The organism is Kribbella monticola, assembly GCF_003261635.1.
GTDB lineage: Bacteria > Actinomycetota > Actinomycetes > Propionibacteriales > Kribbellaceae > Kribbella > Kribbella monticola.
On record NZ_QFXK01000003.1, the window covers coordinates 164,741 to 188,672 of the forward strand.

The following is a 23,932-nucleotide window of genomic DNA, read 5'->3' on the forward strand; positions in this document are numbered from 1 at the left end:
TCGGTGCGGTGAGAGCGCTCTCGCACCCGAGAGTGGCCTAGCGAGCACGAGCAGTCAAGACCTGATGACCTTCGTTGTCATGGACGGCCCAACTGGCAACCGCTATCCCGGCTGCACTGTCCGTCAGAGACCCAGGTGGGCCAGGACCGCGAGGACTCGGCGGTGGCCGGAGTCGGTGGGCGGGAGGTCGAGCTTGAGGAAGACGTTGCCGACGTGTTTGTGCACGGCGCCCTCGCTGATCACCAGCCGTTCGGCGATCGCGGTGTTGCCCAGTCCCTCTGCCATCAACGCCAGTACTTCGCGCTCGCGCGGCGTCAGTCGTTCGAGCGGATCGGTTCGCTTCACCATCAGCTGGCTGACCACTTCGGGATCGAGCACCGTCCCGCCGGCCGCGACCCGGCGTACGGCCTCGAGGAACTCGTCGACCCGGGAGACCCGGTCCTTCAGCAGGTACCCGACGCCCTCGCTCCCGGCAGCCAGAAGCTCCGCGGCGTACACCTCCTCGACGTACTGCGAGAAGACGAGCACCGGCAACCCCGGCCGCACCCGGCGAGCCTCGATCGCGGCCCGAAGCCCTTCGTCGGTGAACGTGGGCGGCAGCCGTACGTCGACCACGGTCATCTCCGGATCGTGCTCGGCAACCGCCTTGGCGAACTCGTCGGCATCCCCGGCCACTGCCACGACCTCGAACCCGGAGTTGTTCAGCAGCAGGCCGAGGCCCTCGGCGAGGATCGGGTTGTCCTCCAGAATCACTACCCGCACGGGAGGATCACCTCGACCGTCGTCGGCCCACCGATCGGGCTCTGCAGCTCCATGCGTCCGTCGATCGCTTCCACGCGGTGCACCATGCCATGGAGGCCGCTCCCCCGCCCCAGCAGGTCCTGCTTCTCGTTGACCCGGGCCCCGCCGATGCCGTCGTCGGTGATCGCCAGGTAGAGCTCGTCCCCGCGGCGCTCGAGCAGCACGTCGACATGGCCGGCTGCGGAGTGCTTGTTGACGTTGGTGAGTGACTCGGCTACCACGAAGTACGCCGCAGCTTCGACGGGCGCTGGGACGCTACCGAGCTCACCGAGTCGCAGTTCGACGGGGATGGGGCAGCGTGCGCACAGGGCCGACACAGCACCGGCAAGACCACGGTCTGCGAGGATCGGCGGGTACATGCTCCGCAGTACGCCGCGCAGTTCGGTCATGGCCTGCTCTGCGCCGTCACGGGCATCGTCGAGGATCTGAGCTGCCTTCTCCGGGTCGCTCGCCATCGTCTGCTTGGCTACACCGATCCGCAGGGCCAGCGAGACCAGCTGTGCCTGCGTACCGTCGTGCAGGTCGCGCTCGATCCGGCGCAGCTCGGCACCATGCGAATCGACCGCACCAGCACGCGTCCTGGTGAGCTCCTCCACGCGCTGCGCGAGCCGAGCGGTCTCCAGCTCTGTGGCAGTCGGTGCCAGCAGGTTGCGAGTCGCATTGGCATGTCCACGCGCTACAGCGGGCGCTACCCAGCCCAGGAGGTAGAGACCTAACAGAATTTGCGCGGGGCCGAGCACCAGAGCCTTCCACCAGCTGTCGATGTCTACTCCGAGCAGGCTGAACTCTCCCGAGTCCAGCGGCCAGAGCACCATGGTCACCACTGCGGCAGGTGCCGCCATGATCGCCATCACCGCGAGGAGCAGCTCCGGGATCGCCACCACCGCCAGCAGCAGGACGCGCAGGCTGCGGATGAAGGTCCTGTCCTTGACCAAGGCAACCACGTCGCCGGGCTTGCGGGGTGCGGCCAGGGGCAGCGCCGGCTCTTCCGGCAGCTCCAGGTACCGGCCTGCGCGGTACACCTCGCTGTTGGCAAGCCGGACCAGTCCGCCGGTGACACCGGGGATCGCCCAGCCCAGCAGCGTGCTGATCGGTAGTGCTGCGAGCAGAGTGATGCCCTTGAGGTACCTGATGATCAGGTAGAGGCTGGCTGGGCCACCGCGGGTCAGGATCTTCGAGAGCATTGCCTTGGCCTTCCGTTGTCGTCAGTAACGATCCTGAAGCAACGGGCAGGTGCAGTCGGTACAGCAGGCTCTACTCTTCGCCCGGGCATCTGCTGTAAGGCTACCGAGCAGCGGGCCGGGGGCCACCGCGAAAGGCCCCCGGCCCGGCTGGTGCGGTCGGTACCGCGGCTAGCAGACCGGGACGCCCGGCAGCTTGGGGTTGGGGTCCTGGATGTAGATGTTGCTCATGTAGCCGCCCTGGTCACGCAGCTTGGACCACCAGTTGTTGCTGGTGCCTTCGGCGTTCACCGTGTCGCCCTGCTTCTGGCAGGCGACGAACACCTGGGTCGGGCCTGGCAGCGTGGTGACGATCGAGGCGGTCAGCTTCGCGTCCGAGCGGACCCGGACACCGCTGCCGTAGGTGGTGAAGTTGTACTGCGGCGGGTTGCCGTCGTTGACGAGCTGCATGTAGTAGGTCCAGTTCCAGTTCGGACCCGGGTCGGTGTGGTCGTTGTTGGGCATCTCGCTGTGGCCCTTGATGTGCGCCCGGTCCTTGGGGATGCCACGCCGCTCGGCGATGTTCTTGGTCAGCGCGGCCGACGATCGGTACATCGCGTCGGTGAACCAGGAGGGCTGGTCGACATAGCCTTCATGCTCGATGCCGATCGTGTACGGGTTCTCGGTGCGCACGTGCCAGGCTGTGTCCTTCTCGGCCACCATCTGGGTGATCTGCCCGTCACTGGAGCGGATCACGTAGTGCGCGCTCACCTGGGCCGCCGGGTCCTTGAACCAGCTGATCGTGCCGGCGTACGAGCCCTGGGTGACGTGGATGACGATGGTGGTGATGGCTGCGGTCCGGCCGGCCCGGTAGTTGCAGGTGCAGGCCGGGTTCCAGATGGCGCCCGGGTAGTCGGCCGCCTGGAGCGACGCCGGCGTACGGGTGCCGAGTGGTGCGACATTCGCGTAGCGGCCGCGGTCGGGGGTGACCGGCTTCGCGGCCAAGCTGACACCTGCCGCGCCGACCCCCTGGCCGATGATCCGGTAGACCTCGTCGGTGTAGAGACGGGCGGTCGGGGCGTCAGCGGAGTGCGGGTACTGCGCGACGACCTCGTACCACTTGGCGACGTCCTTACGGGCGGCGCCTTGGAGGCCGGCCTTGTCGGCGTACGAGTCCAGGACCGCTGCAGCGCCCTGGATGTTGGCGGTAGTGTCCTTGGCGAGCTTGTCGGCCGGCAGACCGGTCAGCTTCTTCGCCTCGGCCATCGTGGGGTTGGTGGGGTTGCTGGCCAGGTGCATGACGCCGAAGCCGTTGTCCTGACTCGGCTGGCCGTGGTGGCCGTCCAGGTGCGACTCGGCGTAGCCGATGCCGACCAGGATCGCGCGCGGTACGTCGTACTGGACGGATGCGTTCTGGAAGGCCTTGGCGAGCTCACCGGGCACGACCGAGCCGGCGGGCTCGGGGTACGGCGCGGCGGTGCTCGGCAGCGTTCCGCTGAACGCGATCGCACTGGCGGCCGCGACGGCCACTCCGGCGATCAATCTGGGCAGTGGGGCGGTCTTACCCATCGGGATCGTTCCTTCCCTTGCGGCGTCCCGCCGAGGGGCGTCGGCGGGTTCCAGCCACGCTAGGGCAAAATCTTGCGAAAAAGCCAGTACTTACGTGAATTTTTCCCGTACGTCGGCCGATCAGCAGACTCTGCCTCGCAACACGATGAGTCGGGGATGCTCCAGTACGCCGGGATCGGCGCGCGGGTCCTCGTCGTACACGACCAGATCCGCCGGATTCCCCGGGACCAGCGTTCCGGGCACGCCGAGCCATTCGCGGGCCGCCCACGACCCCGCGGCCAGCGCCTGCTCGCCGGACATCCCGATCGTGGTGAGGGCCTGGATCTCGGACGCAACCAGTCCATGACCCAGTACGCCGCCGGCGTCGGTCCCGGCATACACGGGAACTCCGGCCTCGACGGCCGACCGGAGCGTGTCGAGACGCCGCTCGTACAGGTCGCGCATGTGAGCGGCGTACGTCGGGAACTTGCCGGCCGCCTGCTCGGCGTACTCGGGGAAGTTCTCCAACTGGATCATCGTCGGTACGACGGCGACGCCGGCCGCGGCCATCTGGTCGAGCATGTCGGGGAGCATCCCGGTGCCGTGCTCGATGCAGTCGATGCCTGCGGCAAACAAATCGCGGAGGGCGTGCTCACCGAAGACGTGCGCGGTGACGCGGGCGCCGAGCTCGTGGGCCCGGGCGATGGCGGCGTTCAGCGCCTCGGCCGGCCAGCAGGGGGTGAGGTCGCCGGCGTCGCGGTCGATCCAGTCGCCGACCAGCTTGACCCAGCCGTCGCCCTTGAGGGCTTCCTGTTCGACGTACGCGACCAGTTCTTCCGGCTCGATCTCCCAGCCGTAATTGCGGATGTACCGCTTCGACCGGGCGATGTGGCGGCCGGCCCGGATGATCTTCGGCAGATCCTCGCGGTCGTCGATCCAGCGGGTGTCCGCGGCCGATCCCGCGTCGCGCACGAGCAACGCGCCCGCGTCGCGGTCGGCGTACGCCTGCCGCTCCTGGGTCTCGCGGTCGACGGCGCCGTGCTGATCGAGGCCGATGTGACAATGCGCGTCGACCAGACCGGGCACGATCCAGCCGCCGCTGCTCACGGTTGTCACGTCGGCAGTGGCGGGCCGGTCGACGACCAGCCCGCCACTGAGGTAGAGCTCCTGCTGCTCACCGGCCGGCAGGACCGTGCCGGTGAGCCTGATGACGTCGGACATACCGCCGACGGTAACGGCAGACGTGTTAGCCGTGCGAGCCGCTGCCCTGCGTACAGGGAGTCGGGTTCGGATCGGTCCCGCACGGCGAGCCGCTCGGGGTGTCGGTCGGCGTCGGGGTCGGCGTATCGGTCGGCGTCGGGGTCGGGGTGTCGGTCGGAGTCGGGGTGGGCGTGGTCGTCGGCTTCGTCGGACCGTCCGTCGGCGTGTGCGTCGGCTTGGTCGGGCGGGTGGTCGGCGTGACGATCGGATCCGGGATCGACGGCTTGCTGGTCGGCCTTGCCGTCGGCTTCGGCGTGGTACCCGGCTTCGGGTCGTCCGGCACGTCCGGCACCTGCCGCGGGTCGACCTTGCGATCGGCGTTACCGGTGGCCTTCGGCGTCGAGAGGTTGCCCTTGGCATTCGGCACCAGGACCGCGCTCTTGCTGTAGACCCGCATCCAGCGCAGCACGGTGGCCACGAAGTCCTTGGAGTGCTGGTAGCGCAGCAGGGCGGAGACGAGGTCCATCGGGCGCTTCAGGTCGTCGCCCTCGGAGCACAGGTAGACCGCGACGGTGGTTACCGCGTCGTACACGTTGTTCGGGTTGCGGAAGCCGTCGCCGTTGCCGTCGGCCCCGAACTCGGTCCACACGCCCGGGATGATCTGCATCGGGCCGACTGCGCGGTCCCACACCTTGTCGGAGTCGTAGCGACCCTTGTCGGTGTCGGTGATCCGGCCGGTGCCGCCCTTGCCGTTCAGCACCGGGCCGAGGAGCTTGCCGCGGGTCGTGCCGGCCACGTCGACCCGGCCGCCGCTGGCGTGGTTCGACTCGACCTTGCCGATACCGGCCAGCAGCGGCCAGGTGAGACCGCAGTTGGGCCGCACCACGGCGAGATTCGCGGTGGCGCGGCGGTACGCGGGGAAGACCCCGCGGGGGATGCCGTTGACGGCACCGGGCCGGCCCGGCCGGACCACGGACGAGCCGTCGGTGGCACCCTGAACGGGCACGTCGGCACGGGCGGGCTTGTCAGATCCGATCCGGCCGTCCACTCCGGGACGTTGCGGGACGATCATCGTCAGTTCGTCGAATTCACCGCTGTTCAGTCCGGCCCCAGGCGATGGGGCGACCGGGCTGTCCGCCACGAAGTCACCGGCGGCACCGGCACCCCCCGAGGCGACTGTCACGATGGCCCCGACCAGGAGCGGGGCCGTGCACAGTGAAGCGATGATGATTTTGACCCGACGGTTTCCACTACGGGTTAGGCGCATGATTCCCCCAACGACCCACGCGCCAGAAAGTTACCGAAGAGCGACGGAAAGTTACCTGAGCAGATAGCTCTCGGGTCCGATGGCCGCTGATTGAGGCGGAAAAGGGCCTTGCGGGGGCCGAGGGCAACCGACTGGCCCTTGGCCTGGATCTTACGTTGCCGGCCCGCCTACGTACGCCGTACGGGCTCTGGGCCCGTCTGCTCCTGGCAGAGCTGGTCGCCGTCGGGGCCGACGGCACCTGTCAGAGCTGGTCGCCGTCGGGGCCGACGGCACCTGTCAGGGCTGGTTGGCGTCCGGGGTCGACAGCGTTTGTCAGGGGCTGGTCGGTGTGTCGTCCGGGGTGGAGTTGTTGCTCGGGGCGTCGGACGTCGTCGCGGCCGGCTGGGAGACCGGCGTACAGGTCGGCGTCTCGGTCGGGGCCTGCGTCGGGGCGCCCGCCTCGCACTGCGGCAGCGGCGTCGGGGTCGGCGTCGGGGTCGGGGTCTCCGTCGTCGGCGGCGTCGTGGGAGGCGTCGTCGGCGGGGTGCTGGGCGGCGTGGTGGGCGGCGTCGACGGCTCGGTCGGGGTCGGCGTCGGCCGTGGGGTCGGCGAGACGGTCCACGGCGGCGTCGGCGTGGTCGGCCGGGTGGTCGTCGGCAACGTCTGGGTCGGCGTCACCGTCGGGGTCACAGTGGGGTGGGCCGTTGTCGGCGTGGTGGCCGGCTGGGTCGCGTGAGTGGCCGGCTTCGTCGTGGCGGGCTGGGTCGTCGCCGGCCTGGTCGTGGTCGGGTCCGACGTGGTGTCGTGGTCACCGGGCACGTGGGTCGGGTCGGAATCGCGCTGCACGTTGCCGTCGTCACCGATCGTCGGATCGATCACGCCGTCGCCGTCCGGCAGCGTCGTCGTGGACTTGCTGTACGTCTGCATCCAGCGCAGCACCGTGTTCACATAGTCCATCGAGTGGTTGTACCGGAGTACGGCCTGGACCAGACCCTGTGGAGTGCTCAGGTCGGAACCGTTCGAGCACAGATAGTCCGCGGCGGCCCGGGACGCGTCGAACACGTTGTGCGGGTCCTTGACCCCGTCGCCGTTGCCGTCGGCGCCGAAGGCGTTCCAGCTCCCCGGGATGAACTGCATCGGGCCGACCGCGCGATCCCAGCTGGTGTTCCCGTCGTACCGGCCCTGGTCGGTGTCGGCGATGGCCGCCATCCCGGGGCCACCGTCGAGGACCGGGCCGAGGATCTTGCCGCGGGTGTTGCCGGCCGCGTCGACCCGGCCGCCACTGGCGTGCGAGGACTCGACCTTGCCGATGCCGGCCAGCAGTGGCCAGGTGATGTGGCAGTTGGGCTGGGCGAGCGCGAGGTCGTTGGCCGCCTTCTGGTACGCCGCGAGCACGGTGCCCGGGATGCCGGAGGCGTCACCGATGACACCGGGCAGCACCGGCTGCTTGTTGTCGATCGCCCCGGTGATCGGGACGTCGATCGACGAGCGCTTCTCCGTGCCGACCCCGCCGTCGGCGCCGGGCTGGGCCGGTACGTCGTTGAGCAGGTCGTCGAAGACCGAGTCCTGCCGGGGCAGGCTGAGCGCGTGCGAGTCGACCACGAACGAGTTCGACGGGACGCCGCCGGCGACGAAAACGGCCACCATCGCGGCGGGCGGCGCAAGGCAGATCCACGTCGCGGTCAGCTTGCCGCGCCACGTGTCCAGGTTCTTGAACTGCTGCCTCATCCGAACCGTCCCCCAGGTTCTGCAGTCTGTCGTTGCTTCGGGCGTAGCCACGATCTTAGCCGTCGGTCCGGTTCCGGCAACCGTCCACGACCGGGCGCGAGTTCATGACCGAGCGAGGACTTGTGCCCGGCGGATGATCCGTGATAGCGGCCTCAGCCGACCACGGTCCGTAGTACTGGAGGCTATTTTCCGCCGAGCATGTTCTTCAGCTCGTCGGGCAACTCGAAGCCGTCGGCGCCGGCGCCGCCACCGAAGGCCGCCGGGAGCTGACCGGGCTGCGGAGCGGCCGGCTCGGCCTGGTTCGCGCGCTTGGCCGGGTTGCCCGAGCCGCGCTTGGCCTTGCCCTTCTTGGCCTGCTGCTTCGCCTTCTTGCCGCCGCCCATGCCCGGCATGCCTGGCATTCCCGGCATCCCTGGCATGCCCTTGCCGGACGCCATCGCCGACATCATCTTGCGGGCCTCGAAGAACCGCTCGACCAGGCCGCTGACGGTGGCGACCTCCGTCCCCGAGCCCTTCGCGATCCGGGCCCGGCGGGAGCCGTTGATGATGTTCGGGTCGTTGCGCTCGGCGGGCGTCATCGAGTGGATGACGGCCTCGATCCGGTCGATCTCGCGCTCGTCGAAGTTCTCCAGCTGGTCCTTGAACTGGGCCGCGCCGGGCAACATGCCGAAGATCTTGGTCAGCGGACCCATCTTGCGGACCGACTGCATCTGGGCGAGGAAGTCGTCGAGGGTGAAGTCCTTGCCGCCACGCTTCTGCAGCTTGGCGGCGGTCTTGGCGGCCTCCTCGGCGTCGAACGACTTCTCCGCCTGCTCGATCAGGCTCATCACGTCGCCCATGCCGAGGATGCGCGACGCCATCCGGTCGGGGTGGAAGACGTCGAAGTCCTCGAGCTTCTCGCCGTTGCTGGCGAACATCACCTGCCGGCCGGTGACCTGCGCGATCGACAGCGCCGCACCACCGCGGGCGTCACCGTCGAGCTTGGACAGCACCACGCCGTCGAAGCCCACGCCGTCGAGGAAGGCCTGCGCGGTGGTGACCGCGTCCTGGCCGATCATCGCGTCGACGACGAACAGGATCTCGTCCGGCGTGACCGCGTCGCGGATGTCCGCGGCCTGCTTCATCAGCTCCTCGTCGACACCGAGGCGGCCCGCCGTGTCGACGATGACCACGGAGTACTGCTTGGTCCTCGCCTCGTCCATCGCCTGCCGCGCGACCTGCACCGGGTCGCCGACACCGTTGCCGGGCTCAGGCGCGAACACCGGTACGCCGGCGCGGTCGCCGACCACCTGGAGCTGGGTCACCGCGTTCGGGCGCTGCAGGTCGGCCGCGACCAGCATGGGCGTCTGGTGCTTGCTCTCCTTCAGCCACTTCGCGAGCTTGCCGGCCAGGGTGGTCTTACCCGCACCCTGCAGACCGGCCAGCATGATCACCGTCGGCGGCCGCTTGGCCATCCGCAGCTCACGGGTCTGGCCACCGAGGATGGTGACGAGCTCCTCGTTGACGATCTTGATGACCTGCTGCGCCGGGTTCAGCCCGCCGCGTACCTCGGCCCCGCTGGCGCGCTCCTTCACCGCGGCGATGAAGTCCTTCACCACCGGCAGCGCGACATCGGCCTCCAGCAGCGCGATCCGGATCTCCCGCGCGGTCGCGTCGATATCGGCGTCGGTCAGCTTGCCCTTACCGCGCAGATTCTTGAACGCAGCAGAAAGGCGATCAGAAAGCGTGTCGAACACGAGGCCACAATCCATTTCTTCCGGCGGAACCCACGCCACCCCAAACCCAAGGCAACTCCCCGAGTCTACCGGCCCCCAGACCTCCCCCCGCCTGTGGATGACGACGCCCCAGCAACACCTACACCCGATAACGTCTCCCCCACCGCTCACCCACCCCAACCGAAGACCGCCGATGACCTTCCACGAGTTCAACCACCACTACAAACTCACCCGCGCAGCCCTGACCACAGGCGAGTCCCCCGACGTCGCCGCTGCACAAGCACAGCTCCGCGTACTGACCGCTGCTCTCACTGGCACCGACCTGACCGCAGCCATGCGCTTGATCGACGGCCTGCCAGCCCTCCTCGCCGCCGTCAAGGCAGCAACCCCGTCGCCACGATCCCCACAGATGGCCGAAGCCCTCCAGATCCTCAGCGAGGGCAAGTTCGACGAAGGCGCCCGCGAAGAACGCCTTGCAGCGCTGCGAGACGCCCGCCGCCGGATCTGGGCCCTCGCCGACCGCGCAGGCACCGATCACGTCGCCATCCGAGGCCTCACCCGCGGCCTCGAAACCACCGAGAACTACCTCGAGGACCCGCCCTGGGACCTAGCTCCCAACAACGGCAACGCCTGACAGATGGGCGTACCGGCTTCGGCAAGGCCTGCCTGTGGATAAAAGCGCAGCCCGCACCTTCCCGGCCGGTAAAGTCAGCGAAACCGATCAGACAGGCCGAACGTGGAAGGCGTCGATGGACTTCAACGAGTTCAACCGGCAGTACAAGCTGTCCCGAGCGAGCCTGATCGCGGGCGAGACGACAGACATCGCCGGCGTACAAGCACAGCTTCGTCTGCTGGCCGACGCTCTTGCCGCAAGCGATCACGAGGTCGCCGCCAAGCTGATCGACCGCCTCCCGTCCGCAGTCGCCGCCGCCCAGGAGCCGCCACCGGAGCGTTCCCCGGAGATGCTCGAAGCGTTGCGGATCATCGACGGAGCCAACTTCGTCGACGGCACCCGCGAGGAACGCCTCGCCGCGTACGCCGAAGCCCGCAAGCAGATCTGGGCAATCGCCGACCGCGCCGGCGCCGACAGCGACCGCATCCGCTACCTCACCCGCCGCTTCGAATCCACAGAGCTCTACCTCGAAGAGGGCTACCCCTGGGACCCGCTGCCGGACACCCCTGGCGACTGACCTATGCCCGGCTACGAGGGGATGACCCGGATCGCCCCGGAGTCACCGGTCTACCAGGAGGTCGCCCGGCTCTACCAAATCGCACAGGAAATGCGCCCCGGCGGTCTCGACCGTTGGAATGGCGAACTCTACTCGCGTACAGATGACAAGTACGGAGGCCTGACGCGCGACGGCACGTTCCGCTTGAACGAGAAACTCGTTCTCGATCACTTGACCGGTGGCGACGGGAGTGGCGACCCGATACGGCAGGGTCAAGCGTTGGCCACGGTGTTCCACGAGTCCTTGCATGCCAGGGTCGCGATGGACGCCAGGTCCGAACCCAATGCGCTGCGGAAGCCACAGTCCATCGGACTGGACGAGGGACTCACTGAGCTCGCCACGAACGCCGATTACGAGCAGTTTGCCCAGCTGGCTGGGTACGACGACACCGCGACCCCAGACCCTGAGTATCCCGGCGCCGTCCACGCCGCGGGCGAGCTGCTGGACCGGGCAACTACATCCGAGGCCGAGCGCGCCGATCTGTTGACTGCGGCGATCGATCAACCCGTGATGATGCGCTGGGACACCATTGCCGGCCATATCGTGCAGAACGAACTGGCCGACACGGTTCCATCGGACGCTGATCATCAGCAGGCAGCCAGAGCGCACCTCGTCAACCAGATGGGCGTCGACGAATGGGCCGTGGTGCACGAGCTCGACGGACTCGGACCCACGACCGCCGAACTGACCACCGAAGCCGTGGACAATGGCGTCGCCCAGATCCGCGGTCACTACCAGAACACCCCGGACGAGCCGTACCCCGCCAAGACGCCGAACCCGGCCGCTGAAGTAGCCGCCGAAACCGGCCAGGGCGAACAACAACGTGCGGCAACCCAAGGGGACCGCAGCCAGGCCGACCTGGCCAACTTCCCCGCACCAGACGCAGCCACCCGTCTTCACGGACCGCAAACCGGATTTGACCAGATCAGCCCGAACGGCACTCAGTCCACACCGCCGAGCCGCCCGGAGGCCGGTCAATCCTCCTCCGACCCCGCATCCGCCGGCCGCACGAAGAGTCCGCAGCCGTCTACCCGTGCAGCCGGCCAACAAGGCGACCCCATGCGATTTCTCAAGGACCAGGCGCCGGCCGCTCACGCCACCCGCACAGCGCCGTCCCTGGGCGACGGCTCACGAGGCGCCGGTGCTCCAAGTGGTCCTTCGCTCAACCGCCCAGCCGCAAGCCGCACTCCTACGCCAGATCGTGGCGGCCGCGACTGACCTGCGGTACCTACTTCGCCTCCTGTGGATAACCGCCCACGCGGCGGCGCGTTGCTCGATATCGTTACGCGCAGTAGGTGGAAGGCGTCGTTGAGGAGGGGTTATGCCGTTGGACGTGGCTGGGTTCAACTCGGCGTTCTCGGGGGCGCGGTATCGGGTGCGGAACGAGCGGGCTGATGCGGGGCGAGAGCAGGCTCGACTTCGCGAGCTCGTGCCCGACGATGCCTCGGCAGAAGACCGCGAGTGGGCCTTGGGATTGATCGAGCTGTTGGGCGAGCCTCCTGAACCGCCACGGCAGTGGAGTGCGCTCTACCACCAGGCCGGCGAGGTGGCGGGCTCCGCGTATCAGGCAGGCGGCACCGTGGATGAACAGATCGCTGCCATTGCGGACGCCCGGCGGAAGATATGGGAGATAGCCGACCGGGCAGCCGCTGACGAAGCGCCCCACATCCGCGCGATGACACGAGTGCTTGAGCACCTCGAAGACGAACTGCGCAATCCCACGTGGCCAACGGAAGATTCGCCTCGCACGGGCAACTGATTCATGGGCGCCGGTGATCGACTGGTCGATCCTGAGTCGCCGGTCTACCGGGAGTTCGTACGCCTCTACCAGATCGCGCGAAGTCTGCGGCCGACGGCAGTCGATCGGTGGAGTGGAAATCTGTGGGCGACACAGGCTGAGACCTGGGGTGGATTCGATCCGATCACTGGCGACCTTCGCCTTTCGGACCCTTTGGTGCTTCGTCATCTCGACAGGTCGACGACGACAACCCCGGACCGACAGGCGCAGGCACTGGCCACCGTGCTTCACGAAGCAACCCATGCCTGCATGGAGACCGACGCGCCGGACGACAGGAATGCGGTGCGGTCGCCAGTAAGCAAAGGGTTGATGGAAGGTATCGCCGAGGTCCGTGCCGTGGAGGATTTCGACGCCTTTGCAAGGCGGGCCGGCTATCCCGACCTGCCCATGCCGACGCCGACGTACCCAGGTGCGCATGCCGCAGCGACGAGCCTTCTGAATCAATGCGCCGGTCCGAGCATGTCATGGGAGGCGATGATCGGCGTCGTCACTCGGGGACCGGGCGCTTTGCACTTCGACCAGCTGGCCGACGGCGTCCTGCGGAACCGGCTGGCAGAAGTCGTTCCAGTGGCAGATCGGCAAGCTACGCGCGCAGCCCTCATTGCCACAATGACCCATCCGATGTGGCCCATGTTGCCCGGACGCCCACAGGACGCCGGCCGGGTGACAGCGGACGAGATCAAACGCAGCCTCAACGCAAAGGTTGAGGAGATTCGACACCACTACCGGACGAGCCCGCAGCAGCCGTTTCCCGCTGACTTCCCTAACGCCGCACGTCATCCCGCCGAGGGCGAACCAACTCGCTCACTGCTCACAGCAACTCCGGACGAAGCGGAGCGGCAAGAAGTAGGCACCATGCGGTTTCTCAGTGGGCAGGCTCCGGCTGCACATGCGACACGGGCAGCAGCGTCTTCCCTTGGCGACGGGTCTCGAAGTACTAGGACATCGGCGGGCCGAGCTACTCCCGGCCTTGATCGGGGCGCGGACTGATCGTCGGAACGAGTTGCGGGGGCATTGGCCGGGGGGTGCGTTGACAGGGTGGGGCGGGGATGGACAGGATCTAACCCATTGTTGAAGGGCTAGCGGTTAGGGGTGGGTGGGTGCGGGAGCGGGTTGTGGTGGATGGGCCGTCGAACTTGGGGTTGCGGCCGCCAAAGGAAGGGGTGGTGCCGGGGTGTTACAAGTTGGCGGGGGCGGTGCGGGATCGGGGGTTTGTGCGGAGGATTGGGGCTGAGGACGCGGGGGTGGTGACGCCGCCGCGGTATGACCGGGGGGATTGGGAGCCGGGGGACGGCGTGTTCAATGCGGTTGCCATCGCGGAGTACAGCCGGAGGTTGGCTGATCGGGTGGGGAAGTTGGTTGATGAGGACAAGTTCGTTGTGCTGCTGGGTGGGGAGTGCAGCAACTTGCTGGGGCCGGCGTTGGCGTTGAAGCGGCGGGGGCGGTATGGGGTGGTGTATCTCGACGGGCATTCCGATATGCGCACTGTCGATAACGACGAGTACGTCGGGGCCGCTGGTGGCGAGGCGCTGGCGTTGGTGACCGGGCGCGGGCAGGCGGATCTCACCGATCTCGAGCAGCTGCGGCCGTATGTCAGGGATGAGGACGCGGCGATGCTTGGTTATCGCGAGGACGAGGCGTACCTCGAAACCGTGCGGGAAGCGGGGATTCTGGAGCGGTCGGCGCTCGACGTCATGAAAGATCCGGCCAAAGCCGCTGCCGATGTGCTGCAACACCTGGAGAGGGACGAGCTGGACGGGTTCTGGGTGCATCTCGATGTCGACATCCTCGACGCGGAGGTGATGCCGGCGGTCGACAGTCCGGATCCAGGTGGGCTGCAGCACGAGCATTTGCGCAGCCTGCTGAAGCCGTTGCTCAAGGCACCGAAGTGCGTCGGGCTGGATGTCGGCATCTTCGACCCGGATCTGGACCCCGACGGGCGGTACGCCGCCGAGCTCACCGACACCCTCGTCGCGGCGCTCGGCGGCTGACCGACCCGAGCTACGGCGCTCCACGGCTGACCGACGCCGAGCTGTGGCGCCCGCGACTGGCCGCACCGAGCTGCGGCCCCCGCAGCCGACCGACACCGAACTGCGGCGCTCCACGGCTGACCGACCCCGAGCTGCGGCACCCGCGACTGGCCGCACCGAGCTGCGGCCCCCGCAGCTGACCGACACCGAGCTGCGGCCCCCGCAGCTGACCAACACCGAGCTGCGGCGCTCGCGGCTGATCGACAACCGGCTGCGGCGCTCGGCGGCTAGCTAGGGAGAGGGGAGCTGGTTACTCCCAAACCGTCTGCGCGCCGTGGGCCGAGGTGTGGCCGAGGATGCGGGGCTCTCCCCCGGGCCAGAGTTGGAGGACCACCAAGGGCTCAACAGGCGCATCCGGCGTGCGGCGGCGGTGTTCGAGGCTCAACCGAGCCAGCGGCGCCGACGCAGTAGCCCTCTGCCCCAAAGCATCAAGCGCCTCGTCAGCTGCCCTCTGCTCCGACAAAGTGAGGTAGTGCCACATCACCGAGTGCCAGACGACGGTCACGTGGCCCTCCGACAACTCCAGTGCACGAAGGAACGACACAGCGTCCTCACGCCGTACGTCGGCCGGCACCGATCGGGCGATCTCGATCGCGCCGCGGAGCCTTTCGAGCCGAGCCGTCATGTCCGGCCAGACGTACGACGTCAGGAGCAGCTCCCCGTCGGAGCTCAGCGCGTTCACCGGGGCGATATCGCTACCGACGCGCTCGGCGATCCGCAGCTCAGGGTGCGGCGTGAGCGCGCGACCGGACCACGCATCGGCAAGCTGCACAGGGCTCGACGCAGGACCGAACCCGGTGCCGTCGGCAAGGTTGTAGCGAAAGTGGTCAGCGCGAAGATTGAGCCCAGCACTCGACCCGATCTCGAACAGTCGCACAGGAAGAGGAACAGCTTCGAAGAGCTGCAGCAACCCGCCGTACAGGGCAGTGGAGCGTCCGACCTCATTGGTCTGCGGCGCCTGGAGGAGTTGCGCTCGTAGCTCCCCACCGCGCGACTGCAGCACCTGCTCGAACGCTTCCCAGCCCAGCACCGGGTCCCACGAACCACCGACACTCGGGTAGAACGCCGCAAGCTCCGGCGCCTCCCCTGTCAGCACAAGCCGGTGCACGGCGCCCAGCAGCGGCAGTGCAAGTCCGTACTGCGCAGGGTCGTACCCGGCCACCACCTTCGTGGACACGCCGCCCAGCTCCAGGTCGTCCACGATCCGCCGCAGCAGGTCCGCATACATCGGCGAGCCGAGTTCCTCGCACTCCTGAGCCTGCAGCTGGAACGCCTCTACAACATCCACACCGAAGACATTAGAAGGTCAACCGGTCCAGTACCGACTTGGCAGTCGTCTCCGCGTCCTCCTCTTCCAGCGGCGCTCCGTTGCGGTCGGTCAGGTAGAAGACGTCGACGCACTCGGCCCCGAGCGTGCTCACATGCGCCGAGCGAATGTCGGCGCCGGTCGAGGCGATCGCCGCTGTCACGTCGTACAGCAGACCCGGCCGGTCGTGTGCGCGCACCTGCAGCACAGTCGCGGTTTCCGATGCCCCAGGCAACAAATCGACCTTGCTCGCAACGGCCTGCCGGGTAGCGGACGAGTCTCGCGCGGCCAACCGGCGTACCAGGTCGGCATCGTCGCGCAGTGCGACAGCAAGCCGATCCCGCAGCCGCACAGGGTCGGGCAGTGAGCCGGCAACCGACCACTGGGAGATCCCGAGCCCATCGACAGAGGTGATGACAGCAGACCGTACTGCGAGCCGCTCGACCGCCAGTACGCCGGCAACCGTCGACAGCGTGCCTACTTGGTCAGGCACGGCCACGTTGATCCGCAGGTCACCGGCGTGGTCCGACACGGTCACACCGACCCGGCCGATGCCGACCACCTGGTGCAGTGCGGGTACAGCGATCGGCGGAGCCTCGGTCCACAGCCCTGCGCCTCCCCCGGACAGCTCACCTCGCACTCGGCGGGCCAGCTCCCCCACCAGCCGCATTCGCCACGGCGACGACGCAGCAGGCCCAGCAGCACGCGCATCGGCGTAGGTGAGTGCCTCCAGCAGGTCCAGCGTGTCTGTGTCGCGGACGATCCCCGAGATGAGCTCCACCGTCATCGGATCGTCCAGGTCTCGCCGCGTCGCCACCTGGGCGAGCATCAGGTGCTGGCGCACCAGCAGGGTGATCGTCTCGACGTCAGCAGCCGGGAAACCCAGTCGGCGGCCTATTGCGGTAGCGATCACGGCACCGGTGACGCTGTGGTCGCCCTCGACTGCCTTGCCCAGGTCGTGCACCAGCGCGGCGACCAGGAGCAGGTCCGGTCGACGTACGTCACGCACCATCTTCGACGCCTCGACACAGGTCTCCAGCAGATGCCTGTCGACGGTGTAGCGGTGTACTGCGGACTGCGGCGGCCGGAACCGCACGGAGTCCCACTCAGGCAGCAGACGCGACACGTACCCAGCCTGGTCCATCGCCTCCCACACTTCGAGAAGCCCTGGACCAGCCCCCAGCAAAGCGCACAGCAACCGACGGGCCTCGCCAGGCCAAGGCGTCGGCAGCGGAGCCGAGGCAGCAGCCAACCGCGCACACACAGCAGGAGACAGTACGAGCGAGCGGTCCGCAGCCACGGCCGCAGCGCGCAGCCCAAGCACCGGGTCACGCTCCGGCCGCGCGTCAGGCATCAGGACGACTTCACCCTCGTGCTGCCCGACTCCCTCGTCCAGGGCCAGCAGTAGTGGACCACCAGTACGCCCACGCCGCCGTGAGCGAGGCGGTCGCGCCACGAGGCTCTCGACTCGTCGCCAGGACACGTCGCACACGTGCGCCAAGGTGCGCCCGGTCGCGTAGACGTGTCGCAGCAGTTCGTCGCGGTCTGCCATTCCCAGCCCAGCAGCGACCTCACCGGCGACGTCCGCGACCAACCGGTCGGTAGCGCGCCCTGCGACGTTGTGCAGCTCGTCGCGGATGTTCAGCAGGTCGAGGCGCGCCCGCTCCACCACGGGATGCGGTACGTCGACCAGCCAGGACGCCACGAGCGCCCGTAGTACGACGGCGTCCCGCAGACCGCCGTACGCCTCCTTCAGATCCGGCTCGGCCAAGTGCGCCAGCTCGCCGACCGTGTTGGCGCGGTCCCGGCAAGCAGCGGCGAGCGCGGGCAGCCGCGTCTTCGCAGTACGGCGCCAGTCGGCCATCAGCACCGATCGCAGCTGCAGCGTGAGATGAGAATCCCCAGCAACGTGCCGCGCGTCCAGCAGGCCCAAAGCGACCCGTACGTCGTCCGCGGCGGCAGCCTGGGCTTCCTCGACGGTCCGGACGCTGTGGTCGAGCTTGGTCCTCGAATCCCACAGCGGATACCAGATCTGTGCGGCCAGTTCGTCGATCCGTGGGTACCCGGCAGTGTGCAGCAGCATCACGTCCAGGTCGCTGTACGGCGAAAGCTCCTCCCGGCCGTAGCCGCCGACGGCGACCAGCGCGACGCCCTCGGCGGACTGGCCGAGGGCGTCGCAGGCTTTCGAGAGGAGCAGGTGCAGCAGCGCGTCCGCCTCGTCGGCCCGAACGCGCCGCTGCTCTGCCCGGTTCACCATCTAGAGGGCGTCTCCGTCGACTTCGCCGGTCCGGACCCGGACGATCGACTCGACCGGGGTCACCCAGACCTTGCCGTCGCCGATCTTGCCGGTCTGTGCCGCCTTGACGATCACGTCCACCACATCGGCGCCGTCACCGTCCTCGACGACGACCTCGAGCCGGACCTTCGGGACCAGGTCCACCTCGTACTCCGCGCCGCGGTAGACCTCGGTGTGGCCCTTCTGCCGGCCGTAGCCGCTCGCCTCGGTGACCGTCATGCCGGTCACCCCGAACGTCTCCAGCGCGGCCCGGACGTCTTCCAGCTTGTGCGGCTTGACCACAGCGGTGATCAGCTTCATGCGTTCGCACCTTCCTTCGTGTCTGCGGGTGCATCCTCAACGGGGGCCGGGACCGTCGTACGGGCCAGCGGGTTGTGACCGCGCAGGCCGGACGCGCCCAGGAAGTCGTACGCCGTCTCGGCGTGCTCCACCTGGTCGACACCGGTGACCTCGTCGTCCTCGGTCAGGCGGAAGCCGATCGTCTTGTCGATCAGCTTGCCCAGCCCGAAGGCGACCACGAAGGAGTAGACCCCGACCGCCAGGTTCGCCAGCGCCTGCCGGCCGAGCTGGCCGGCGCCACCACCGTAGAACAGGCCGTCCACCGCCGACGGGGCGGCCGCCGAACCCAGGAAGCCGATCGCCAGCGAGCCGAACAGACCGCCGACCAGGTGCACGCCGACCACGTCGAGGGAGTCGTCGAAACCGAGCTTGTACTTCAGCGAGACCGCGAAGGCGCAGATCGCACCGGCCAGCACGCCGAGGATTATCGCGCCGACCGGCGTGACCGCACCACAGGACGGGGTGATCGCGACCAGACCGGCGACCGCGCCGGAGGCCATGCCGAGCGTGGTGGCCTTGCCGTGCCGGATCCGCTCCACGATCAGCCAGCCGATCACGGCGGCGGCGGTGGCGACCTGGGTGTTCACGAAGGTGACCGCGGCGGTGGTGCCGGCGCTCAGCGCGGAGCCCGCGTTGAAGCCGAACCAGCCGAACCACAGCAGCCCGGCGCCGAGGATGACCAGCGGCAGGCTGTGCGGCCGCATCGGGTCCTTGCGCCAGCCGACCCGGCGGCCGAGCACGAGGGCCAGTGCGAGCGCTGCCGCACCGGCGTTCACGTGCACCGCGGTACCACCGGCGAAGTCGATCGCCTTCAGCTTGTCGCCGATCCAGCCGCCCTTGCCGTCGTCGAGGAACCACACCGAGTGCGCGACCGGGAAGTACACCAGGCAGGTCCAGCCCGCCACGAACGCGATCCAGCCACGGAAGGTGGCCCGGTCCGCGATGGCGCCCGAGATCAGCGCCGGGGTGATGATCGCGAACATCAACTGGAAGGCGACGAAAGCGAGCGTCGGAATCGTTCCGCTGACCGCGTCCGGCGCGATCAGGCCCTTCAGCCCGGCCGCCGAGAAGTCACCGATCACGTGCCCGTTGTCACCGGTGAAGGTCAGCGAGAAGCCGACCACCACCCACAAGATGGTGACCACGGCGATGGTGATGGCACTCATCATCATCATGTTCAGCACGCTCTTGACGCGCACCATGCCGCCGTAGAAGAAAGCCAGGCCCGGTGTCATCAAGAACACCAGCGCGGCACTTACCAAGACCCAGGCGGTATCGCCGGCGTTGATCTCCATCAACGTCATCCCTTCCATCGATCTGGGGGGTGGCCCGCGTCCTCATCAAGGGGGAACTCCACAACGCCGGGAAGCCCACGCACGGCCACACCGCAAACGGTGTCGGCGCGCCGTTTCAGCCGATCGGTCGGGATGTTTCAGGCATGTGACAAAGCGCCTTCTTAAGTGACATCGGCGTGACATCGGCCGACGTGTGGCACTCTGGCCTGACCACACAGGCCGCAGCCGCGCCACTGCGCCTGTCCTAGCTGGGGACGAAGAAATGGGGACTACAAGCGGGGAAAGGCCGCGCCGCGGCAGGCCGCGGGACCCGGACGCCGAGCCGAGGATCCGCCGGTACGCCGTACAGCTGCTGCTGGAGCGCGGGTTCGACGGGATGACGGTGGACGACGTCGCGGAGGCGGCGGGCGTCGGCAAGGCCACGATCTACCGCCGCTGGGCCAGCAAGGAGGAGCTGGCCAACGACGCGATGACCGAGCTGTTCGACATCGAGATTCCCGATGCCGACACCGGCTCGATCGAGGGCGACCTGCGACAGGTCTACACCGCGGCGTTGCAGTTCGTCAGTACGAAGGAGGGCCTTGCCTGGGTCCGGCTGGCGGTCTCGGAGCTGAACCGCGACGAGCGGTTCGCGGTGCTCTACCGCAGCTTCCTGGATCGGCGGATCGCGTTGACGGCGGCCACCCTGGAGCGGGCCCGGGAACGAGGTGAACCGATTCGGGCGGGTGCCGACCCCGTCTTGATGGTGGAGTGGCTGGCCGGCGTACTGATCCTTCGAGCGCTGACCGGTGAGGCGATGCCGGCGGTGACCGACGCCGACCACCTGGTCGGTATGACGATGCACGGCATCATGCAGTAGTCAGCCGCGGACACCGGGCCCGAGGGCGACGCCGCTCACCTCGAGCTCGGTGACCCGGCGTACCTGGCCGGTCAGGACGCCCCAGGAGATCACCCAGCCCTGCACCTGGACCAGCACGGTGTTGTCGTCGTACCAGCCGAGGACCAGGCAGCAGCCGGGCGGCCGGTCGACGGCGGGAGCGACTGTTCCCGCCGTGGGTGGTGGGGAGGACCCCAGCACCAGCAGCCGGCTCTGCTCGGCCCCCTGCAGGGAGATGGCCGCAACGACCTGCGGCTGGAGGTCCGCGGTGGGCAACTCGGACAGCTGACCGGAGATGAAGAGCCGGGCGGCCGTGCCGCCACCGGCGAGGGTCTGCCCGACCCAGGACTCCACCGGTAGCTGTACCGCGGTGTGGGAGGTCCAGCCGTTGGCGATCGAGTAGCCCGCAAGCGCCACCCGCCCGCCACTACCGCTCAGCCGGTACGGCGAGGTCTCCTCCTCCGGGTCGCCACTGGGCTCCACCGGGGTCACCCCGCGCTCCCCCTTGCTACCGTCGGCGAGCAGCACGCGATAGGCGGCATCCGGTCCGCTGACAATGATCCGGTTGTCATCAGGCAACCAGCTCACACTGCGCAGGTCCTGCGTCGGCAAGCTGATCTCCCGGGCTTGCGAGCTGACGACACTGAGCACCTGCACGGCACCCGGTTGCGGGAAGGCCACGAGCTCCCCACTGGGCGACACGGCTCCCGAACTGAGGGGAGCGCCGGTACTGATCGCACTGAGCCGTACCTCGGCGCGTGCCCAGTGCCCGTCGTTGCCCAGCAGCAGCGGCTCGTACGCCCCGCTGTGGTTCCCGAGCACGACTGCCGCGATCCGCTCGATGGGCGCCTCCTGCAGACTCTTCGGATCGTCCGGGAGCTTCAGCGTCTCCCCCAGTGGAGTGTCGAGCGGATCCAGGTACCGCTCGCTGCCACTGGGTGGAGCGATCCAGAAGTCGATGCCGGCGATCTGTCCAGCCGGTCGCACGAAGCCAGGCGGTCCGGAAGGTGGTGTGGTCGGCGGCGTGATCGCTGCCTTGCCGCCGCCGAGTGCGGCGACCAGTGCAGCCGCCGCACCGATCACCAGGACCGCGACGAGGGCGATGACGACACTGCGCCTACGTCGGCGCCGGATCGCGACCGCCGCGGTCCACGCGGCGTCGGCGAGGTCCGGCTCAGGTGTGCCGTCGGCTGCCTGCGACAGCAGGGGACGGACGTCCTCCCGCCTCACCGCCAGTCCCTCCGCCTGGTATCGCGCTGGTCGCCCGCGCCGAGCGCCGACCGGAACTGGTTCAGGGCGCTCAGCCCGTGGCCGTGCACGGTGGTGTGGGACAGATTGAGGACATCGGCGACCTCGAACTCGGTGAGCTCCTCGAGATGCAGCAGCACGAACACCGCACGCTGAACCGGGCTGAGGCCGGCCAGTGCGACCCGGACCGGATGTTCGTCGTCATCGACCGGCTGTGCCTTGGCCCGGGACCACCGCGACAGGGCCGGGTCGTAGAGGATCCGCTGGACGAAGACGTCCGGATCGTCGACCTTGCCCCAGCGCAGTGCCAGCCGGGTGAAGGCGTGCCGAAGTTGCTCCTCGGCCCGATCCAGGTCGGCGTACACCAGGTAGGCCGCCCGGAGCCATTTTCCTTGCCGCGCATCGACGTACGAGGCGAATTCTGGGTCGACAGTGTCGCGCATCCACCCTCCCGCCCCTATTGAACTCCTCAACTACTCCGCGCGGCCACTGCCAGCCGGGTCTCTTCTTCGATCAGGTCGTAGTTGATGGCCGCCGCCGCTGCCAGGCCGGCCGCCGCCGAGCTGATCACCTGAGCCCGCGGATCAGCCACGTTGCCTGCCACCCACACTCCGGGCACGGCGGTCTTGCCACCGGGCTCGGACGGGACAGCAGTGCCCATGGAGACTCCGTTGACCTCGACTTCGGCCGGCTTCAGCCCGAGGCCTTCGAGGAACGCAGCACGGGCAGCGGCGTACGGCTGCACCACCAGCGCCTGACACGCGATGACCCTGCCGCTGTCCAGCCGTACGCCGGACAGCTTGTCGTCCGCCACCTCGACCGCGGTCACCTTCCCCAGTACTACGGAGATGTCGCGGGCAGCCAACTCCTCCCACTGCTGCTCCGTGGGCTCCGGACCATCATTGAGATACAGCGTGACGTCGTTGCTCAACTGCCGGAACAGCATCGCCTGGTGAATCGCCATCGCACCTGTAGCCAGTACGCCGATCGCCTGGTCGCGTACCTCCCAGCCATGGCAATAAGGGCAGTGCAGCACGTCCCGCCCGAACCGCTCAGCAAGCCCCTGTACGTCGGGCAACTGGTCCGCCAGGCCCGTCGTCACCAGCAGCCGGCGGGCGCGCACCGCAGTACCGTCGGCTGTCAGGACCTCGAAGCCGTCCTGGGCCGGTGTGACTGCCGTGACCGTGCCGGTGCGCACCTCGCCGCCATAGCCGGTCACTTCGGTGCGGCCGAGTGCGTAGAGCTCAGCAGGCGGCACCCCGTCCCGGGTCAGGTAGTTGTGGACGTGCTCGGCCGGTGCGTTGCGGGGCGTGCCCTCGTCGATCACCAGCACCGATCGGCGCGACCGCACCAGCGCCAGCGCGCCGCCGAGCCCGGCCGCTCCCCCGCCGATCACCACCACGTCGTACTCGTTCATCGTCGACTCCTCTCGAAAGCTTGGTTCCGAGCCTCGGCCGGAATCGCCAAAACGACAAGAAAGTTTGCCAAGATGGCAACATGGACGATTTCGAGGGTGTGCTGGAAGGTGTCGGAACGCGACTGCGGGCGCTCCGCCAGGAACGCGGTACGACGCTGGCCGAGCTCGCGGCCGCGACGGGGATCTCGGTCAGCACCTTGTCGCGGCTGGAGGCCGGCCAGCGCCGCCCGACGCTGGAGTTGCTGCTTCCCCTGGCGCGGGCGCACCAGGTCCAGCTGGACGAACTGGTCGATGCTCCACCGACAGGTGACCCACGGATTCATGCGCGACCGGTGAAGCGGAAGGACGGCGCGGTGATGATCCCGCTGACCCGGCGGCCCGGTGGACTGCAGGCGTACAAGCAGATCGTGCAGGCGGGCTGGCCGGGCGGCGAGCCCGACCAGCGGACGCATGAGGGCTACGACTGGCTCTACGTGCTGTCCGGCCGGATCCGTGTGCTGCTGGGCGACAAGGACATCGTGCTGGCCGAAGGGGAGGTCGCGGAGTTCGACACCCGGATCCCGCACTGGTTCAGCAACCCCGGTCCAGGCCCGGCCGAGATGCTCTGCCTCTTCGGCCCGCAGGGCGAGCGCATGCACGTCCGCGCGCGATCCAAGTAAGTAGTAGCCTTCCCGGGCTTGTCAGCGAAGGAGAGGACGG

22 protein-coding genes are annotated in these 23,932 nt (G+C 68.4%); 8 read left to right on the forward strand and 14 right to left on the reverse strand.

What is annotated here, in order from left to right; all coding sequences use genetic code 11:
* Positions 1-123: 123 nt before the first annotated feature.
* The 7 genes from DIZ26_RS01770 to ffh all read right to left on the reverse strand — a co-directional run bounded on the left by DIZ26_RS01770 (position 124) and on the right by ffh (position 9,419).
* Positions 124-762 carry a response regulator gene (locus DIZ26_RS01770; protein ID WP_112236948.1) on the reverse strand — a complete coding sequence of 213 codons (639 nt, stop codon included), beginning with the start codon at positions 760-762 and terminating at the stop codon, positions 124-126.
* Entirely contained in the window at positions 753-1,985 is a 1,233-nt protein-coding gene (locus tag DIZ26_RS01775) for a sensor histidine kinase (RefSeq protein ID WP_112236950.1), read from the reverse strand. The genes DIZ26_RS01770 and DIZ26_RS01775 overlap by 10 nt, the downstream gene beginning before the upstream one ends.
* 168 nt (positions 1,986-2,153) lie before the next feature.
* On the reverse strand, positions 2,154-3,530 hold the full coding sequence (locus DIZ26_RS01780) for an N-acetylmuramoyl-L-alanine amidase (protein ID WP_112236952.1): 1,377 nt from the start codon (positions 3,528-3,530) through the stop codon (positions 2,154-2,156).
* A 120-nt stretch (positions 3,531-3,650) separates the two neighbouring features.
* Entirely contained in the window at positions 3,651-4,730 is a 1,080-nt protein-coding gene (locus DIZ26_RS01785) for an amidohydrolase family protein (protein ID WP_112236954.1), read from the reverse strand.
* Positions 4,731-4,755: 25 nt separating this feature from the next.
* Positions 4,756-5,892, reverse strand: coding sequence for a lytic transglycosylase domain-containing protein (locus DIZ26_RS01790; protein ID WP_232828084.1), 1,137 nt, complete (start codon positions 5,890-5,892; stop codon positions 4,756-4,758).
* Between the two features lie 396 nt (positions 5,893-6,288).
* The gene (locus DIZ26_RS01795; RefSeq protein ID WP_112236958.1) at positions 6,289-7,683 is read right to left on the reverse strand and encodes a lytic transglycosylase domain-containing protein; all 1,395 of its coding nucleotides are present in this window, start codon (positions 7,681-7,683) and stop codon (positions 6,289-6,291) included.
* A gap of 182 nt (positions 7,684-7,865) precedes the next feature.
* The gene (gene ffh, locus DIZ26_RS01800; protein WP_112236960.1) at positions 7,866-9,419 is read right to left on the reverse strand and encodes a signal recognition particle protein; all 1,554 of its coding nucleotides are present in this window, start codon (positions 9,417-9,419) and stop codon (positions 7,866-7,868) included.
* A 172-nt stretch (positions 9,420-9,591) separates the two neighbouring features.
* Between ffh and DIZ26_RS01805 the strand changes: the two genes are divergently transcribed.
* The 6 genes from DIZ26_RS01805 (at position 9,592) to DIZ26_RS01825 (ending at position 14,416) form a co-directional block, all read left to right on the forward strand.
* On the forward strand, positions 9,592-10,032 hold the full coding sequence (locus DIZ26_RS01805) for a hypothetical protein (RefSeq protein WP_112236962.1): 441 nt from the start codon (positions 9,592-9,594) through the stop codon (positions 10,030-10,032).
* A gap of 115 nt (positions 10,033-10,147) precedes the next feature.
* A complete protein-coding gene (locus DIZ26_RS01810) occupies positions 10,148-10,588 on the forward strand; it encodes a hypothetical protein (RefSeq protein WP_112236964.1) in 441 nt (146 codons plus the stop codon).
* Positions 10,589-10,609: 21 nt separating this feature from the next.
* Complete coding sequence (locus DIZ26_RS01815; RefSeq protein WP_157979546.1) at positions 10,610-11,845, forward strand: hypothetical protein; 1,236 nt, start codon at positions 10,610-10,612, stop codon at positions 11,843-11,845.
* 103 nt (positions 11,846-11,948) lie between these two features.
* Positions 11,949-12,386 carry a hypothetical protein gene (locus DIZ26_RS01820; RefSeq protein WP_112236968.1) on the forward strand — a complete coding sequence of 146 codons (438 nt, stop codon included), beginning with the start codon at positions 11,949-11,951 and terminating at the stop codon, positions 12,384-12,386.
* Positions 12,387-12,389: 3 nt separating this feature from the next.
* Positions 12,390-13,415: a hypothetical protein gene (locus DIZ26_RS37295; RefSeq protein WP_157979547.1), complete on the forward strand. Its 1,026-nt coding sequence runs from the start codon at positions 12,390-12,392 to the stop codon at positions 13,413-13,415.
* Between the two features lie 110 nt (positions 13,416-13,525).
* Positions 13,526-14,416 carry an arginase family protein gene (locus DIZ26_RS01825; protein WP_112236972.1) on the forward strand — a complete coding sequence of 297 codons (891 nt, stop codon included), beginning with the start codon at positions 13,526-13,528 and terminating at the stop codon, positions 14,414-14,416.
* A 289-nt stretch (positions 14,417-14,705) separates the two neighbouring features.
* On the opposite strand, the gene DIZ26_RS01835 is transcribed toward DIZ26_RS01825, so the two are convergent.
* Genes DIZ26_RS01835 through DIZ26_RS01850 form a run of 4 tightly spaced genes read right to left on the reverse strand, consistent with a single transcriptional unit; the run spans position 14,706 to position 19,700 of the window.
* Positions 14,706-15,743, reverse strand: coding sequence for a DUF2332 domain-containing protein (locus DIZ26_RS01835; RefSeq protein WP_112236976.1), 1,038 nt, complete (start codon positions 15,741-15,743; stop codon positions 14,706-14,708).
* 10 nt (positions 15,744-15,753) lie between these two features.
* Positions 15,754-18,018, reverse strand: a complete 2,265-nt coding sequence (locus DIZ26_RS01840) for a [protein-PII] uridylyltransferase (protein WP_112236978.1) — start codon at positions 18,016-18,018, stop codon at positions 15,754-15,756.
* The gene (locus tag DIZ26_RS01845) at positions 18,019-18,357 is read right to left on the reverse strand and encodes a P-II family nitrogen regulator (protein ID WP_112236980.1); all 339 of its coding nucleotides are present in this window, start codon (positions 18,355-18,357) and stop codon (positions 18,019-18,021) included.
* The gene (locus tag DIZ26_RS01850) at positions 18,354-19,700 is read right to left on the reverse strand and encodes an ammonium transporter (RefSeq protein ID WP_198675832.1); all 1,347 of its coding nucleotides are present in this window, start codon (positions 19,698-19,700) and stop codon (positions 18,354-18,356) included. Before DIZ26_RS01850 ends, DIZ26_RS01845 begins: the two co-directional genes overlap by 4 nt.
* A 253-nt stretch (positions 19,701-19,953) precedes the next feature.
* On the opposite strand from DIZ26_RS01850, the gene DIZ26_RS01855 reads away from it, so the two are divergent.
* Positions 19,954-20,550 carry a TetR/AcrR family transcriptional regulator gene (locus tag DIZ26_RS01855; protein ID WP_112236984.1) on the forward strand — a complete coding sequence of 199 codons (597 nt, stop codon included), beginning with the start codon at positions 19,954-19,956 and terminating at the stop codon, positions 20,548-20,550.
* Here DIZ26_RS01855 and DIZ26_RS01860 read toward each other — a convergent pair whose 3' ends face one another.
* From DIZ26_RS01860 to DIZ26_RS01870, 3 genes are read right to left on the reverse strand one after another with little or no spacing between them, the layout of a single operon-like run.
* Positions 20,551-21,798 carry a hypothetical protein gene (locus DIZ26_RS01860; protein WP_112236986.1) on the reverse strand — a complete coding sequence of 416 codons (1,248 nt, stop codon included), beginning with the start codon at positions 21,796-21,798 and terminating at the stop codon, positions 20,551-20,553.
* Entirely contained in the window at positions 21,795-22,259 is a 465-nt protein-coding gene (locus DIZ26_RS01865; protein ID WP_112236988.1) for an RNA polymerase sigma factor, read from the reverse strand. The genes DIZ26_RS01860 and DIZ26_RS01865 overlap by 4 nt, the downstream gene beginning before the upstream one ends.
* 26 nt (positions 22,260-22,285) lie before the next feature.
* On the reverse strand, positions 22,286-23,233 hold the full coding sequence (locus DIZ26_RS01870) for an NAD(P)/FAD-dependent oxidoreductase (protein ID WP_112236990.1): 948 nt from the start codon (positions 23,231-23,233) through the stop codon (positions 22,286-22,288).
* Positions 23,234-23,313: 80 nt separating this feature from the next.
* On the opposite strand from DIZ26_RS01870, the gene DIZ26_RS01875 reads away from it, so the two are divergent.
* Positions 23,314-23,892: a helix-turn-helix domain-containing protein gene (locus tag DIZ26_RS01875; RefSeq protein ID WP_112236992.1), complete on the forward strand. Its 579-nt coding sequence runs from the start codon at positions 23,314-23,316 to the stop codon at positions 23,890-23,892.
* The last annotated feature ends 40 nt before the right edge of the window (positions 23,893-23,932 follow it).